Here is a 16736-nt window from a genome sequence, read left to right on the forward strand (position 1 = left end):
GATAGGCCGCGCCGAGCGGAGCGGCCAGCGGTCAGATGCCGCCGCTTGCCCAGAATTCGGTGCGGCTGTCGCGAAGATGGCGCAGGTTCGGAGCGCCGCTCCGCTGCAACTCGAACTGCAGACCGCGCAGGATCTGTTCAGCGATGCCGGCGCCGCGGTAGATCATGCCGGTGTAAAGCTGCACGAGGTCGGCACCGGCCTGGATCTTGTCCAGGGCGGTTTCTGCCGTGTCGACGCCACCCACGCCGATCAAAGTGAGCTCAGGCCCCACAAGGCGACGCATCTTGGCCAGCACCACGGTGGACGGGTGAAACAGAGGCTTGCCCGACAGGCCACCGGTTTCGCTCGCCTGCCTGTTCTTCAATGGCGGCCGCGCAATGGTGGTGTTGGAAATGATCATTCCCTCGATCCCGCTTTGCAGAACCGAAGCGGCAATCGCTTCGAGCGCGCTATCGTCGAGATCGGGCGCAATCTTCAGGAAGATTGGCGGTTGCTTCGCCTGTCTTGAGCGCTCTTCGGTGACGGCTGTGAGAAGACGGTGCAGCGCGTCAGGGTCCTGAAGCCCCCGAAGGCCGGGCGTGTTGGGTGACGAGATGTTGACGGTGATGTAGCTCGCAAGCGCTGCAAACCGCCCAACTCCCAGCCGGTAATCGGCAATGCGGTCCGGGCTTTCTTTGTTGGCTCCGATGTTGACCCCGACGATCCCAGGAGATCGGCGAGCTACCAGACGCTGGAAAACGACATCATGGCCGGCATTGTTGAAGCCGAGCCGGTTGATCACGGCGGCATCGTCTTCCAGGCGGAAGATGCGCGGCTTCTGGTTGCCGGGCTGGCGCAGGGGGGTGACGGTTCCGACTTCGGCGAACCCGAAGCCAAGCCGCAGAAGCGCGTCCGGGACTTCGGCGTTCTTGTCATAACCGGCGGCCATGCCGAGCGGATTGGGAAAGGTGAGGCCGGCTGCGGTGACCGCAAGGCGATCGTCGCGAAAGGAAAAAGGCGGCACCAGGCCCGACCGGAGCGCCGTGATCGACACGCCGTGGGCGGTTTCCGGCGGCAAGCCGAACAGGAGTTTCTGGGCGATTGTGCCTGCGCGCATGGATCAGCCCGCGACGAGGTCGGAGAAGTCGTGCCGTCCATCCGCGCCGAGCGGCAGCGGGTGCACCCATTGGACGGCTGACAACGGCAGCGGCCCGTAAAGATGCGGGAACAGGTCGCCGCCGCGCGATGGTTCGAACTTCAACGTGGGCCCGAGCGTGGTTTCATCCACGGAAACCAGCAGAAGATCGTCGCGATGGGCGAAATGTTTCGCCGCGGTTTCCCGCACCTGCTCGGCCGTGGAAAAGTGGATAAACCCATCCGCGGTGTCGACGGGTGCCCCGGTGAAAGCCCCCTGTTCTTCAGCGGCCTGCCACAGCGCGGTGGGAACGATCTTAAAAATGGTCATGACGCCCCTATAAACCACCGCAAGGGGCCTGCAACGCAATTCCGGCGCAAAGCGCGCGTTTGCTGCACCAAAGGAGACGATCCATGTTCAACAGAGTGATACCGGCTTTTGCTTTCTGCCTCCTCGCATCCGGCGCGACGGCACAGGACACGCAGCGCTATCAGCTTGAGAAAACTGATCGCGGCTATGTGCGGCTGGATCTCGAAACGGGCGCGATGTCCATTTGCGAAGATCGGCAAAGCCAGCTCGTGTGCCGGTCTGCCGTGGAAGAAAGCGCAGGTGAGGGATCAGGTCGCGCGGCCTATCGCCTGCGCCAGCTCGAGCGCCGCGTGGAAGCTCTGGAACAGGCAAGCGCCGGCAAAACCCTCAACAGCTCGGAAGAAGAGTTCGAGGAAGGACTTGATCGGATGGAAGGCTTTTTCCGCCGCTTCATGGGAATTGCGCGCGAGTTCGAACGCGAAAACCCCGAGCCGATGCCCAATCGCACCTGACTTGGCCGGCCGCTCCTAAAGGACTCGCCGGGCTCGTTGCGTCCGGGTTCGCGACCGGGAAACTCGGGCGGCGCCTGGTCCGGACCGGGCGGCGGCGCCCGCTCAATGTCAGGCGAGGGCGGCTCTTTCTGCGGAATTGGCTCCGGATCGGGCGGCAGGGGATCGGGAAGCGGACGCTTGGGATCGCTCATGACTGCCGCCGTATGATGGGAATTGGCCGCGGCTCCGGCCGCGGCGTTGGGTCTGGCGCAGGATCAGGCGCCGGGCGAGGGATCGGCACTGGCCCAGGCAAGGGCTCCGGCATTGGCTGAGGCGGATGGTTCATCGGATCCTCCTGCTGTTTAAATAACGTGGAGCGGTAGCGCAGGTTCCGGGCCGCCCAAGTGCAGAACGCTGCACGAGGCGGCAGCAAACAGTATCGCCAGGGACGTTACTGGCGCAAATGTGCGCTTGCTTCACAGAAAGGCGCACTTCTGCCTAGCGACAACCTGTTTTTACGCCCTATCTTGGCAGACGCGGCCGCAGGCAGCAGCGTAAGGCCCAATGGGTTCCTGAGAGATGGGAAGGCAGAGATCATGAGCGACAAGGAAGAACGCATCCGCCAGCGCGCCTACGAGAAGTGGCAGAAGGAGGGCGAAGCCCACGGCTGGCACGATCGCCATTGGGCCGAAGCTGAACGCGAAATCTCCGACGAGGAGGGCAGTCACGCGTCGCCCAAAAAAGCCACCACGCGAAAGACCTCGTCAACGGCCGCCAAGAAGTCGACAGGTGCAGCCAAGACGTCGGATGCGACGCCGATGATGGACGACGCGGGCATGCCGAACGACACCATGATCAAGAGCGACGCCGGAGCGTCGGCGGGGAAAACCGCCGCTGGTGGCAATGTGAAGTCCGGCGCCGGCGCTGCAAAGGCGAAATCTACCACCACGAAATCCGCGAAAGCCGAAGCAGCCAAGCCTGCCGCGGCCCGCAAATCGACGCCGAAAACCGCCTGAGCCGTCAGCCCCTCAACAGGGCGACGGGGCAATGTTTCAGCACGTCGGCGAGGCGGATCGTCTCGCCGACCTGGATCTCTGCGCCTGTCAGACACTGCGTCAGCGTGCGGCCGTGGAGTTCGGCTGGAAGCTCGATCCGAGTATCGCCCCACGCCATCAGCCAATCGCGCTGCTCCAAATCTCCAGTGAAGCTGAGCGGGAGACGGGGAGCAATCGCAATCGCCCACTGGTCCTTCCACATCCGGGCGAACGCCACCGCATGGTCGCCTTTCGAGCCGCGGACCGTGAGAGGCTGGTAATCGCCGGATGCAAAAAGCTGCGGTTCTGACTGCCGTAGCGCCAAAGTTTCCTTGATGAGCCTTTGCTTGGCACTGCCTCGCCTGATCGCGTCCGACCAGCTGGAGGCCGGCGCTTCCAGCCAGGCCTGGCGCCGCTCGAAATCGATCGGCAGGCGGTTGTCCGGATCAACAAGGCTGAGGTCGTCGCCTTCCGAGCCCTGGTAGATGTCGGGAATGCCCGGTGCCGTCAGCTTGATCAGTGTCTGCGTCAGGCTGTTGATCCGGCCTGCCGCCATCAACGGCTTCACAGCGGTGGCGAAATCCTGATGAAAGGCGCGGTTGTCGGGAGCAAACAAACGCTCCGCATAGGCTTTCACCGCCGCTTCATAGGCCTCGTTGCTGTCTGTCCAGTCCGTGCGGCGCTTTGCTTCGCGCAGCGATTTCTCGACATATGGCAGGAAACGCTCCTTGAGGCCGCTCAAGGCTTCAGCGCTGGTTTCACCGGTCCAGATGCCGGCGAGCGCCTGATAAAGCAGCCATTCCGTGTCCGGTTCGGGCGCGGGGCCGTCATCCAACTGCTGCACACGATCCGCATGCATTTCGCGCCACCGCCCGACCGCGGCAGCCCAGGCTTCCGGCTCTTCCGAAATGGCGTAGAGCCGCGCACGGGCATCTTCGCCGCGCTTGGTGTCATGCGTCGAGGTTCCGAGAAGACCGTGCGGTTGTTCGGAAACGCGCGCCTGCATCTTTTCGTGGAAGCGCTCCACCGAGCCAACTGGCTCTGCGGGATCGCAGCCAACTTCGTTGAGCGCGATCAGCTTGTTGAAGCGGTAGAAGAGCGTGTCCTCAACGGATTTCGCCGTGACAGGCCCGGTGAGTTGCTGAAAGCGAGTGCGGAACTCGGCTGTCCAATCGCTCGGCTTATCGGCAAGCATCAGCTCCAGCACATGATCGATTGCCGCGGGATCGGCAGAACCGGCGGACTTGGCGCTTGTGCCGACGTCCCGAAGCAGGGAGCGGTCTTCCGCGCGGACCCCGTTCGCGTCGACATAGGTGCGGTATACCGGGAACTGTACGACGATGGCTGCCAGCGCGTCGCGGACTGCGTCATCCGAGAAGCTGCCGGTTGCGGCTTGCTGCACCAGCCGCACGAGCCCGGTGAGCTCAGTTTCGAAGTTTTCCGTGACCATGACGCGCTTGGCTTTGTGGCGCTCGGCTTCGAGATCGACTTCTGCGCCAAGGACGTCGTGATACGCCTGGTCAAGTGCGGCCGCTTCGCGGTTGTCGGTGAGCAGATCGGCCATTGACGCAATAAACTCGTAACCCGTGGTGCCCTCCACGGCCCAGTCCTGCGGCAGGATCTCCTCGCCGTTCAGGATCTTTTCCACCACGAGGTAAGTGTCCGGCCCGATGGCCTCGCGCAGCTGGTTGAGATAGGCCTTGGGATCGGCGAGGCCATCGACATGGTCGACGCGCAGGCCATCCACCTGACCGGAGCGGACGAGGTCGAGGATCAGGCGGTGGACGTCGTCGAACACGGCGGGGTCTTCAACCCGCACGCCAACCAGACCGGTGACCTCGAAGAAGCGGCGGTAGCTCAAGTGACGCCGGGCTTCCTTCCAGAAAGTGAGCCGGTAAGGCTGCTTGTCGTGCAGCGCCTCGAGCAGGGACGCGTCACTCGCCGTGTTTGCGATTGTTTCTTCCGCCATACCTGCAACCGTGTCGGGCTTGAGCGGAAAGAGATTGTCGAAATAGGCGAGTACAGGTTTGCCGTTGTTGACCTTGAGCGTAATTTCACCGTCCGCAACAGCTTGCTCGAAAGGCTTGCCAAGCGTGGGAAGCGTCAACCGTTCGCGCCAGTCGATATCGAAATGCCTGGCATAGGGGCTGTCCTGCCCGTGTTCGGTGACGCTGTGCCACCACGGATTTTCGAGCGACGCCGCCATATGGTTCGGCACGATGTCGAGGATCAGACCGAGATTTGCTTCCTTGAGAGAAGCGCTGAGCCGGTCGAAGCCGTCGCGGCCGCCGATCGCTGGATCGATCTCGTTGTGGTCCGTGACGTCATAGCCATGCGTGGAGCCGGAAGTCGCCGTGAAGATCGGCGACGCGTAAACATGGCTGATGCCGAGCGTCTTCAGATACGGCACGATGGCAACGGCATCGTCGAAAGTGAAGCCGTTGCGGAATTGCAGGCGGTAAGTGGCGATCGGCAGCATCAGGATTTCGGGCGCTCCGTGCGCATGGCAGCGCAGATGGACTTGAAAAATGGCGCTTCGGTCAGGCCGTCGACTGGGGTCGAGTTCTTCAGCCGCCAGTTCGGGTAATCATCGACCGTGCCGGGCAGGTTGGTTGGTTTTTCCTCGCCGGTGAGGTCGGCCAGCCGGACGCCCGCCAGCAGCGAGGGCGTTCGCGCGACCATCCGGTGGGTGGCAACCATCACGGCATCCGGCAGCTGCGATGCAGAGATTTCAGCCGCCTGACGGGCGCCTTCGCGGTCCTCCGCAGCAAGCAGATCGAGCTGCACCAGGCTTTCCACCAGTTGCTTGCGGGACCGGGCTCGTTCTTCCCGCTGCTGCTCGGCAGCCGTTTCGTCGATCAGGCCATGCTTGAGACGCAAGTCAACATCGTCGCCGTCCCACCAACCGCGCAAGGTCGGCAGATCGTGCGTGGACAAACATGCGAGCGCCAGGCGCGGGTAATCCGCAGGCGTAACGAAACCCTTCTCGTTCTGCTCGAAATACAGGATCCTGTAGGACAGGATCTGGCTCGCCTGCATCACGTCGCGGAAGCCATCAGGAACATAGCCGAGATCTTCACCGATGATCACGGTGCCGTTCTTTTGCGACACGTCCGTCAGAATGCGCAGCATATCCTCGATGGGATAGTGCAGGTAAGCGCCGTCGGACGCCTTGCCGCCGCCCGGCACGAGAAACAGCTGCCACAGCGCCATGGCGTGGTCGATGCGCAGGGCACCGGCATGGCGGGTCAGCGCCTGCATTGTGTTGCGATATTGCTCAAAGCCGGTGCGCCGCATGGTGGTGGGCGAGGGCGGGGCGAGGCCCCATTCCTGACCCTCGGCGGTGAAGAAATCCGGCGGCGCGCCGATCGTCATGCCAGGCAGCACAAGATCGGGCGTACTCCACGTCGCGGAGCCATCCGGCGACTCGCCAACGGCAAAGTCGAGATAAAGGCCGATCCGCATGCCGGCGTCCCGTGCCGCCTTTGCGGCTTCTGCAAGCTGCAAGTCCGCCAGCCACTGCAGCCAGATGTGGAAGGCCACGCGCTCGTGCTCTTCCTGCTCGAAAGCGGCAACCGCCTGCGAGCCGACGTCCTGAAACGATCCCGGCCAGCTTTTCCAGCCAGCGCCGTGGCCGGCCGCCACCATGGAAGCCGACAAGGCTTCAAACAACGCATGGCCGCGTAGCGCGTCGCCGCCTTCGTGACGAAAGGCTTCGAACGCCTCGTTGGCGTAGCCCCCCTGGTTGGGCCACTCGCCTTGCCAGCGCTCCCAGATCCGGCGAAGCGCATGGAGCTTGGCCGCCGTGACGCCCGCATAATCCACGGTATCGGTGGCGCGCAGTTGCTCGATGGCGGCGGGATCGCTGTCACCTTGTTCGAAGCCCGGCACACGGTCCACCGCGATGTAAAGCGGGTTCAGGAACAAGCGGTTGGACGGCGAGAACGGACTGCAGCGCGCCGGATCGGAAAGGAACTGGGCGTGCAGCGGATTGACGCCGACGAACTCGGCGCCGGCCAGCGCAGCGATTTGGGCGACAGCTGCCAGATCGGCAAAATCGCCGATGCCCCAGTTGCGGCCAGACCGCAGCTCGTAGAGCATCAACGAAATGCCCCAGGTCGGACGCTCCTGCAGCCAATCCGGCAGGGCGCATGCACGCCCCGGCACAGCGTGCATCACCGGCGGCTCGATCGAACGGGAAGCGGCAAGGCTTTCCTCGACCTGACTTTCGTCGGCGCAGGCAAGCCCCAGCGCCGTCAGGATGGCACGCTTCGTGTCATCGGAGATGTCGAGCACTTTGCCGTCGGGCGCATTGTGTTGCAGCCCGATGCCCTGCAGGCGCGCGAGCTCATCCAGACTTGTGGTTTTGGTCAAAACTTGTTCCCGCCTATCCGTCCACTGCGTAGAACATGGAAGAGGGCGGCAGTGTTCCGTCCGCTGTCGCAGCGTCAGCTGCGGTCTTGGGCTCGGCGAAGATCACTGTGCCGGAAGCGGCAGGGACTTTGGCGGACGCCGATCCAAGGTTGGCGCGCAGCGACAACTGCTTGGCGCCAAAGGTCCAGTCGACTGCAAGGATCCCGTTCTCATCGCTCACGATCTTGCCGGAATTGCCTTTTGCTTCCCGAAGAAGTGGCACGATTGCTTCCTGCCGCAGCTTCAGCAGCTCTTTGTAGAACGGCAGCCAACTGGCGTCACCCGCCTTGTTCCAGTCGATTTTGGAGCGAGTGAAGGTTGCCTCCGCATTGGGATCCGGGATCTGCTTCTGCTTTTCCTCATCCCTGAAATGCGCGAACTTCGCGAACTCCTTGCGCCGTCCGTTGCGAACGGCATCTGCCAGTTCGCCGTGGAAATCGGTGAAAAAGAAGAAGGGGTTCGTTTCACCCCATTCCTCGCCCATGAACAAGAGCGGAATGTGGGGCGACAGAAGGTGCACGGCTGCCAGCGCCCTCAGCGTCTTCTCGTCGGACAGGCTGACCAGGCGTTCGCCAAGCGCACGGTTTCCAACCTGATCGTGGTTCTGAAGAAAGTCCACGAAAGCCGTGGGCGGCAGATGGGTGCTTGGCTTTCCGCGTGGCTTGTTGTCGTTGTGCGGGGCTGGTTCGCCCTGATAAGCGAAACCTTCCGCAAGGATGCGCGCGACGTGCTTCAGCGGCTTGTCTGCGAAGTCCTCGTAATAGCCTTCCGTTTCGCCGGACGCGATCACATGGGCGGCATTATGGAAATCGTCGTTCCATTCGCCGCTGTGCAGCACGATCTCGCCACGGGGCCCGCGCTCATGAAGCGCTGTGATGTTGCGATTGTCTTCTGTGGTGGTGTGGATGTGGCGCTGGGGGAAGACCTGACGGATGCGCTGCGCGATCTCGATCAGGATCTCGGGATCGGACTGCTCGTCATGCACATGATCGACCGCGTCAAGCCGTAAGCCGTCGAACTTGAACTCGTCGAGCCAGTAAAGCGCATTGTCGATAAAGAAGGAGCGCACCTCCGGCTTTTCGTAGGCGATCGCGCCACCCCAGGGCGTATGCCGCTCGGGATGAAAGAAGTCAGGCGCGAGCTTCGGGAGGTAGTTTCCGTCCGGTCCGAAGTGGTTGTAAACGACGTCGAGCACCACCATCAGGCCGTGACCATGGGCGGCGTCGATCAGCGCCTTGAGGTCGTCCGGCGTGCCATACGCGTTGTGCGGAGCATAAAGCAGAACACCGTCATAGCCCCAGCCGCGATTCCCGGCGAACTGCGCGACGGGCAGCAGTTCGATCGCCGTGATGCCGAGCGAAACCAGATGAGGCAGGCGGTCTATGACGGCCCTGAACGTCCCTTCAGGGGTGAAGGTGCCGACATGGAGTTCGTAATAAACGACCTCTTCCCACGGCCGACCGTTCCAGTTGGGCTGCTGCCAACGATAAGTGCCGGGCTTCGCGAGAAGTGAGGAGCCATGCACTTCGCCTTCCTGCGCGCGTGACGCGGGATCCGGCACGGAAAAGCCGTCGGGAAACACGAAACTGTAGGGCGTTCCGGGGGCAGCATCTTGGACGGTGGAGGTGAACCAGCCGTCGCTTGAACGACGCATTGGCTGGTCGTTGCCGGCAAGGCGCAAGGAAAGGATTTCCGTACCCGGCGCCCAAACGCGGAACTCCACGGTGCCGTCATCGTGCCAAACGGGGCCCCAAGGCTTTCCGCTGTTTGTCGTCATTTGAGGCTCTCCAGGAGCACCAAAGCGCGTCCTTCAACGGCGTAGTTGCCTTCGGCCGACTTGCCGCGCCGTGGCGCTGCAACGCCGGTGGCCGTGTCCACAAGAACCGTCCAGCCATCCTCGAAGCCGGCAGGCAGGGTGAACTCGATCGGCTCGTAGTGCGCGTTGATGAAGATTGCGAGGCGCTCTTCCGCGTTCGCCAGCATCATGGTCATGGAGCGCGTCAGTCCGTTATCCCAATCGCCGTGCTCCATCGGCTCGCCGTTCGGCCGGAACCATTGCACGTCGCGCGTACCCGTCTCGTCCACTTCCTCGGCATGGAGGAACTTGCGCTGGCCAAGCAGCGAGCGTGTCTTTCGGATACGGATAAGGTTGCTGACGAAGGTCTGAAACGCCTGGTCCCGCTCGCCGACATTGTCCCACTTCAGCCAGTTCATCTCGTCATCCTGGCAGTAGGAATTGTTGTTGCCGCCTTGCGTGCGCCCGTTCTCGTCGCCCATCAGAACCATAGGCGTGCCCTGCGACAGCAGCATGGTGGCAATCAGATTGCGGCGCATGCGGTCGCGCAGGTCGAGGATTTCGGGGTCGTCGGTTTCGCCTTCAGCGCCGCAGTTCCAGCTCAGGTTGTGCGAATGGCCGTCATTGTTGTTTTCACCGTTCGCCTCGTTGTGCTTGTCGTTGTAGGAAACGACGTCCATCAGCGTGAAGCCGTCATGGGCCGTCACAAAGGACACGCAGGCCCAGGGCTTGCGACCACGCTTCTCGAAGAGATTGGCGGCGCCCAACAGGTTGCTGGCAAGATCACCCGCTAAGCCATCGTCACCTTTCCAGAAGCCACGCACCGTGTCGCGGTACTTGTCGTTCCATTCCGCCCAAAGCGGCGGATAGTTGCCGACCTGATAACCGCCCGGACCCGTATCCCACGGCTCGGCGATCATCTTCACAGCGGAAAGAACAGGGTCCTGGCGGATCGTGTCGAAGAACACGGCGCTGGGATCGAACGTATCGCGGTCGCGCCCGAGGGTTGAGGCAAGGTCGAAGCGGAAGCCGTCGACATGGCATTCCTGCACCCAGTAGCGCAGAGAATCCATGACCATCTGCAACACGCGCTCGTTCTTGAGGTTCACGTTGTTGCCGGTGCCAGTGGTGTCGTAATAATAGCGCGGGTCGTCAGCCAAGACATAGTAGCTGGCGTTGTCGATGCCGCGGAATGACAGCGTCGGCCCCATCTGGTTGCCTTCCGCCGTGTGGTTGTAGACCACATCGAGGATGACCTCGATGCCTGCCTGGTGCAACCGGCGTACCATCAGCTTGAATTCGTGGATGCCGGCGCCAGGCGAGATGTAGCGGGTCGCGGGCGAAAAGAAGTTGACGGTGTTGTAGCCCCAGTAGTTGGTGAGGCCGCGTTCCACCAGATGGCGATCGTTGAAGAACGACTGCGCCGGCAGGAGCTCAATGGCGGTGACGCCGAGCTTAACCAGGTGATCGATCACATTGGGGTCGGCCAGGCCGGCGAAGGTGCCTCGCAACTGCGGCGGCAGGTCTTCGCGCAGCGCCGTCATGCCCTTCACATGCGCCTCATAAACGATCGTGTCCTGCCAGGCAGTGTTGGGGCGGATGTCGTCGCCCCAGGTCACTGCAGGATCCACCACGACGCATTTCGGCATGATCGACGCGGAGTCGCGACGATCAAAGGAAAGATCCGCGCGGTTGCTGCCGATGCGATACCCGAAGGCCGCATCATGCCAGCGCATTTCGCCGCGCAGTTCCAGCGCGTAAGGGTCAATCAGGAGCTTGTTGGGATTGAAGCGATGGCCCGCTTCCGGAGCATACGGGCCATGGACGCGATAACCGTAAAGCTGCCCCGGCCGGACTTCCGGCAGATAGCCGTGAAACACTTCATGCGTGTATTCGGGAAGCTCGACGCGTTCGATCTCGCGCCGTCCGTTGCTGTCGAACAGGCACAGTTCCACCTTCGTCGCATGTGCGGAAAACAGGGCGAAGTTGGTTCCTGTACCATCCCATCGCGCGCCAAGGTGAGTAGGGGATCCGTGGGTAACGCGGCGGTGGGCCTTCGGCATGGGAGCTCGCTATTCGGAAGTTAGGAATATGGTCGCCAGAGGCGGAACGGTGAGGGTGATCGAGGCCGGCCGACCATGCCAGCTCACCTCTTCTGCCATCAAATTCCCGCCGCTACTTACGCCGGAGCCGCCAAAGTGTTCCGAGTCCGAATTAAAGATTTCCGTCCAGCTGCCGATCAGCGGCACGCCCACGCGGAAGTCCTGACGCACCACCGGCGTCATGTTGGAGATCACAAGCACCGGTTTTGTGCCTTCTTCGCCTTTCCGCAGGAAGGAAAACACGCTGTTTTCGCCATCATTGGCATCGATCCATTCGAAGCCGCGCGGATCGCAATCCAGCTCGTGCAGAGCCGGAGTGTCCCGATAAAGATGGTTCAAGGTGCGCACGAGGTCCTGCATGCCGCGATGCGAGGGATCATCGAGGAGGTGCCAGTCGATGGAGTAGTCGTGGTTCCATTCCCGCTCCTGGGCGATTTCACCGCCCATGAAGAGCAGCTTCTTGCCGGGATGCCCCCACATGAAGGCGAGATACGCGCGCAGGTTCGCAAACCGCTGCCAGCGGTCGCCCGGCATCTTGTTCAGGAGCGAACCTTTCCCGTGCACCACTTCGTCGTGGCTGAGCGGCAGCACGAAATTTTCGGAATAGGCATACACCATGCCGAAGGTCATCAGATGGTGATGGTAGCGCCGATTGATCGGGTCCTCGTGCATGTAACGCAGGGTGTCGTTCATCCACCCCATGTTCCACTTGAAGGAGAAGCCCAGCCCGCCATCCTCTACGGGGCGGCTGACATTCGGCCACGCCGTTGATTCCTCGGCGATCGTGATGGCGCCCGGAAAGCGCTCGTCGATGCGCTGGTTGGTCTGCTGCAGGAAGGCCACGGCATCCAGGTTCTCGCGCCCACCATAGCGGTTGGGGATCCATTCGCCGGGGTTGCGGCTGTAGTCGAGGTAAAGCATGGAAGCTACCGCATCCACGCGCAGCGCGTCGATGTGAAAGCGATCAACCCAGTAGAGCGCGCTCGCCTGAAGGAAGTTCGCAACTTCCAGGCGGCCGAAATTGTAGATCAGGGTGTTCCAGTCACGATGGAAGCCGAGCCGCGGGTCCTCGTGCTCGTAAAGCGCGGTGCCGTCGAACCGCATCAGCCCGTGGGCGTCGGACGGGAAATGCGCCGGAACCCAATCCGTGATGACGCCGATGCCCGCCTGATGCAGGCGATCAACCAGACGCGCGAACCCTTCCGGCGTGCCGAACCGGCTCGTTGGCGCAAAAAGTCCGATCGGCTGGTAACCCCATGACCCGGAAAACGGATGCTCCGTCACCGGCATGAGCTCCACATGCGTGAAGCCCATATCCGTGACGTATGGCACTAGCTGCTCGGCGAGCTCGTCATAATCGAGCATTTCGTTGTCGCCGCCGCGGCGCCAGGAGCCGAGGTGCAGTTCGTAAACCGAGATCGGCTTGGACTTGTCCTGCGCCTCCTTGCGCCGGGTCATCCAGCTCGCGTCGGCCCAGTCGTGCTCCACCGCACCGGAAACGATGGATGCCGTGGCAGGCGGATTCTCGGCGTAGAAGCCCACCGGGTCTGCCTTCAACGGCAGCACCTCTCCGGAAACGCCGACGATCTCGTATTTGTAGATTTCGCCCTTGCCGATGCCCGGCACGAACAGTTCCCAAATGCCGATGCCCCAGCGCTTGCGCATCGGCATGCGCCGGCCGTCCCAGGCGTTGAAGTGGCCGACCACACTGACGCGGCGGGCATTGGGAGCCCAAACGCAGAAGTTGGTTCCTTCCACCCCGTCCAGCGTCATCGGATGGGCGCCAAGGCGTGAGTAAAGGTCGAGGTGACGGCCTTCACCAAGAAGATACTCGTCCAGCTCGCCCAGCACCGGCGGGAATCGGTAGGGATCTTCGGCAATCCATTCGTGCTCGCCAGCCGTCATCTTCAGCCAATAGCGGAAACGCTCCGTCCGACCCTTGATGTAGCTGGAAAAGAAGCCTTCGCGATGCACCCTTTCCAGCTCGGCGATTTCTTTCCCATCCTCGCCAACCAGCGTCACCGTGGCGGCTTGCGGCGCAAAGACATTGACCGCGACGGGTTCGCCATTGCCGCCGAGCATGCCCAGCACAACAAAGGGATTTCCGTGGCGGCCACGGATGATGGCCTCGATGTCCGAGGGGTAGGCTGCCGGTTTGTCGCTCACGCGTCCTCCGATCCGAAGAGTTCAAGCAGGCCGAGCAGTGGAACACTGATCCAGCCCGGGCGGTTGGCGAGCTCATAGCCGACTTCGTAGACCGCCTTCTGGATCAAGAAGAGGTCGAGCATCGCCTGCGCGAACGCCTCGTCCTTGATGGCGGTTTGGCAGTCGGCCACGCCTGCGAAGTAAGCGCCAAGAAATTCGGCACTTGTGGTGTCGCGCCAGCGCCGCGCATTGCGCAACGCCTGGTCGCGTCGCTCGGGAGCGCTTTCGCGAGCAACGCTGAACGCGGCGTAGTCTAGTGAACGCAGCATGCCGGCCACATCACGCAACGGCGAGAACTTGCCTCTGCGCTCTTCCACCGAGCGGCGAGGCTCACCCTCGAAGTCGATGATGATGAGGTCGTTCTTCGCAACAAGCAGTTGCCCCAGATGGTAATCGCCATGAATGCGCGACCGAGCGCCGGACGGCTCGTAGCTGGCAGCCTTGGCGATGCGGGCAAACAACGCATCACGCTTGTCGAGCAAAGCGTGAGCGGCAGATGCTGCCTCACCTTCCAGGTCGCGAACGGCGTTTTGCAGCCGCCCGAGAACTACCTCGGCTTCTTCCTGTGCTTCACGCACCCAGCCTTCGAGGTCGTCCTTCTTGATCGGCTCGACAGCAAAGGCCGGGTCATCGGTTTGCGTGGCCAGCGCACAGTGCAACTCAGCCGTGCGCTGGCCCAGCACCTCGCCGATTGCCAGCGGGAAGATGTAAGGAGCAGCTTCCAGTGGCGCGCCTTGCTGGTGCTCGTAGTTGGAGCCGTCCTCTACCTCGCGCCGCAGCGCTTCCGTGACCACAGCCCAGGCATCGCCCTGGTTGCGCACGAAGGCAAAGGCGGAGGCAAGGGTCGTCGCTTCACCGTCTGCCGGCTGGAACTCCACCGCGCCAAGATAGGCCGGCGTGTTCTCGAAATGGGCGACATCGGTCAGGAAGCGCGCCACTTCCACATCCGGCTGCAGGCCGGACCGGAGGCGACGGTAGATCTTCAAAACCGCTGCGTCGCCGAAGGCGATGGAGAAGTTGCTTTGCTCCACCGCCAGCGGACGGATGTCACCGGCTGTCTCGGTTTGCGCAAGGAGCGAGCCGGACGAGAACACCACCCGGCCACCATCGCTGTTTTCCAGCGTGGAGCCATCGCGCAGCCCCTGCATCAGGCGGCTGGCCAGATCCTCATCCACGGCTCCATCGATCAGAGCACCGACCTTGTTGGTTCGGCGCAGCTTGGCGATGGTGTAGGACAGTTTCGCCGCGCCATGCGTGATGTTCTCCTCGCCCCAGCGCGCCGACATCGGAAGGAAATAGCGCTGCGGCTCACCTTCGCCGAGATCCACATCGATGATTGCGAGCAGGTGCTGCCCGTCTCCCAACTGCCCGACAGGCTGCACATTGGCTTGCCGCACCTTGCGATCCTTTGCCCCGAACCACCGCTGCAAGGTCAGGAAATGCGGCAGGACATCGCCGTCAAAGACGCGCTTGTCGCGGCCAGCAATGGCGGTGTCTACCCGGCCGTCGCGCGTCGTCAGCGTAATGAACTCCGGCAGGATCTCCGGCAGTGCCTGGTGCCAATGCGGCGCCTGCGCTTCGCTCGCCAGAACGAACCAGTAGAATCCGTAAGCCGGCAGCGTCACGAGATAAGGAAGGTCGCCCACCGGCGGAAACGCGGTGCGGCCCATCATCTCGACGGGAACGGTCCCCTTCCAGCGGGAAAGATCGAGCTCAACCGCCTGCGCCGCGCGGGACAGGTTCGCCACGCACAGAATGGCCTCGCCCTCGTGCTCGCGGACATAGGCCAGGATCTTGCGATTGCCGGGATAAAGCAGAACCATGGCGCCGCGCCCAAAGGCGGCATGCTCCTTGCGCACCGCCACGATGCGACGCATCCAGTTCAGCAGCGAGGACGAATCCCGATCCTGGCTTTCAACGTTGATTGTCTGGTAGCCGTAGTTCGGATCCTGGATCAGCGGCAGGTAAAGCTGCTGCGGATTGGCGCGGGAAAAGCCGCTGTTGCGGTCGAGCGACCACTGCATGGGCGTGCGTACGCCATCGCGATCGCCCAGATAATAGTTGTCGCCCATGCCGATTTCATCGCCGTAATACAAGATGGGCGTTCCAGGCATCGACAAAAGCAGCGAGTTCATCAGCTCGATCTTGCGCCGGTCGTTCTGCATCAAAGGCGCCAAGCGGCGGCGGATGCCGAGGTTGATGCGCGCGCGGCTGTCTTCGGCATAGGTGCGCCAGAGGTAATCGCGTTCCTGGTCGGTCACCATTTCGAGCGTCAGCTCGTCATGGTTGCGCAGGAAGATGCCCCACTGGCAGTTCTCGGGAATGTCAGGTGTTTGCCGGATGATGTCGGTGAGCGGGTGCCGGTCTTCCTGCGCAACCGCCATGTACATGCGCGGCATCAGCGGGAAGTGGAAGCCCATGTGGCATTCGTCACCATCGCCGAAATAGGGGCGGGTGTCTTCCGGCCACTGATTGGCTTCGGCAAGCAGCATGCGATCGGAATAGTTCTTGTCGAGTTCCGCCCGGATCTTCTTCAAAACGACATGCGTCTCGGGCAGGTTCTCGTTGTTCGTGCCCTCGCGCTCGATGAGATAGGGGATGGCGTCGAGACGAAGCCCGTCCACGCCCATCTCGAGCCAGTAGTTCATCACGCGAATGACTTCTTCCAGCACGCGCGGATTGTCGAAGTTCAGGTCCGGCTGGTGGGAGTAAAAACGGTGCCAGAAGTAAGCGCCGGCAACCGAATCCCACGTCCAGTTCGACTTCTCCGTATCGGTGAAGATGATCCGCGTTTCAGGGAATTTGGTGTCCGTGTCGCTCCAAACATACATGTCGCGCGCTGGCGAACCCGCGGGCGAATGGCGGGCTTCCTGGAACCACGGATGCTGGTCGGAGGTGTGGTTGATCACCAGTTCCGTGATGACCCGCAGCCCACGTCGGTGCGCTTCGTCGACGAAGCCGCGGAAGTCCGTCATGGTGCCATAGGAGGGATTGATCGACGTGTAGTCGGCGATGTCATAGCCGTCGTCGCGAAGGGGCGACGGGTAGAACGGCAGGAGCCAGATCGCCGTGGCGCCGAGCTGCTGCACATGGTCCAGCCGCCGCATCAAGCCGGCGAAATCGCCCATGCCGTCGTCGTTGGAGTCCTGGAAGGCCTTCACATGCAGCTGGTAGATGATCGCGTCCTTGTACCATTCGGTTTGGGATCGATCGATCAGGCCATCGAGCTTTGCTTCAGCCTGTGTTTCCTGGGCAGTGTCATTCATGGGCATG

At 62.3% G+C, this 16736-nt stretch carries 10 protein-coding genes; 2 read left to right on the plus strand and 8 right to left on the minus strand.

The features are described from left to right. Positions 1-31: 31 nt before the first annotated feature. Both J5Y06_RS18205 and J5Y06_RS18210 read right to left on the minus strand, forming a co-directional pair. Entirely contained in the window at positions 32-1096 is a 1065-nt protein-coding gene (locus J5Y06_RS18205; RefSeq protein WP_209336615.1) for a quinone-dependent dihydroorotate dehydrogenase, read from the minus strand. Between the two features lie 3 nt (positions 1097-1099). Continuing rightward, positions 1100-1444 (minus strand): DUF952 domain-containing protein, encoded by a 345-nt coding sequence (locus J5Y06_RS18210; protein WP_209336616.1) that lies wholly within the window; start codon positions 1442-1444, stop codon positions 1100-1102. An 83-nt stretch (positions 1445-1527) separates the two neighbouring features. Here J5Y06_RS18210 and J5Y06_RS18215 point away from each other — a divergent pair, with 83 nt between their 5' ends. Further along, the gene (locus tag J5Y06_RS18215) at positions 1528-1935 is read left to right on the plus strand and encodes a hypothetical protein (protein ID WP_209336617.1); all 408 of its coding nucleotides are present in this window, start codon (positions 1528-1530) and stop codon (positions 1933-1935) included. A 575-nt stretch (positions 1936-2510) separates the two neighbouring features. After that, positions 2511-2930, plus strand: a complete 420-nt coding sequence (locus tag J5Y06_RS18220) for a DUF2934 domain-containing protein (RefSeq protein WP_209336618.1) — start codon at positions 2511-2513, stop codon at positions 2928-2930. 4 nt (positions 2931-2934) lie between these two features. Here the strand turns inward: J5Y06_RS18220 and treY are convergent, their stop codons facing one another. From treY to treS, 6 genes are read right to left on the minus strand one after another with little or no spacing between them, the layout of a single operon-like run. Beyond that, positions 2935-5430 carry a malto-oligosyltrehalose synthase gene (gene treY, locus J5Y06_RS18225; RefSeq protein WP_209336723.1) on the minus strand — a complete coding sequence of 832 codons (2496 nt, stop codon included), beginning with the start codon at positions 5428-5430 and terminating at the stop codon, positions 2935-2937. Next, positions 5427-7322, minus strand: coding sequence for a 4-alpha-glucanotransferase (gene malQ, locus J5Y06_RS18230; RefSeq protein WP_209336619.1), 1896 nt, complete (start codon positions 7320-7322; stop codon positions 5427-5429). Before malQ ends, treY begins: the two co-directional genes overlap by 4 nt. A 13-nt stretch (positions 7323-7335) precedes the next feature. Continuing rightward, positions 7336-9138 (minus strand): malto-oligosyltrehalose trehalohydrolase, encoded by a 1803-nt coding sequence (gene treZ, locus J5Y06_RS18235; protein WP_209336620.1) that lies wholly within the window; start codon positions 9136-9138, stop codon positions 7336-7338. After that, a complete protein-coding gene (gene glgX, locus J5Y06_RS18240) occupies positions 9135-11219 on the minus strand; it encodes a glycogen debranching protein GlgX (RefSeq protein ID WP_209336621.1) in 2085 nt (694 codons plus the stop codon). Before glgX ends, treZ begins: the two co-directional genes overlap by 4 nt. Before the next feature lie 9 nt (positions 11220-11228). Further along, a complete protein-coding gene (gene glgB, locus J5Y06_RS18245) occupies positions 11229-13424 on the minus strand; it encodes a 1,4-alpha-glucan branching protein GlgB (protein ID WP_342453456.1) in 2196 nt (731 codons plus the stop codon). After that, positions 13421-16729, minus strand: coding sequence for a maltose alpha-D-glucosyltransferase (gene treS / locus J5Y06_RS18250; protein ID WP_417851939.1), 3309 nt, complete (start codon positions 16727-16729; stop codon positions 13421-13423). The genes glgB and treS overlap by 4 nt, the downstream gene beginning before the upstream one ends. Positions 16730-16736: the final 7 nt, after the last annotated feature.

The sequence above is a fragment of the Tianweitania sediminis genome (assembly GCF_017813335.1).
GTDB lineage: Bacteria > Pseudomonadota > Alphaproteobacteria > Rhizobiales > Rhizobiaceae > Tianweitania > Tianweitania sediminis.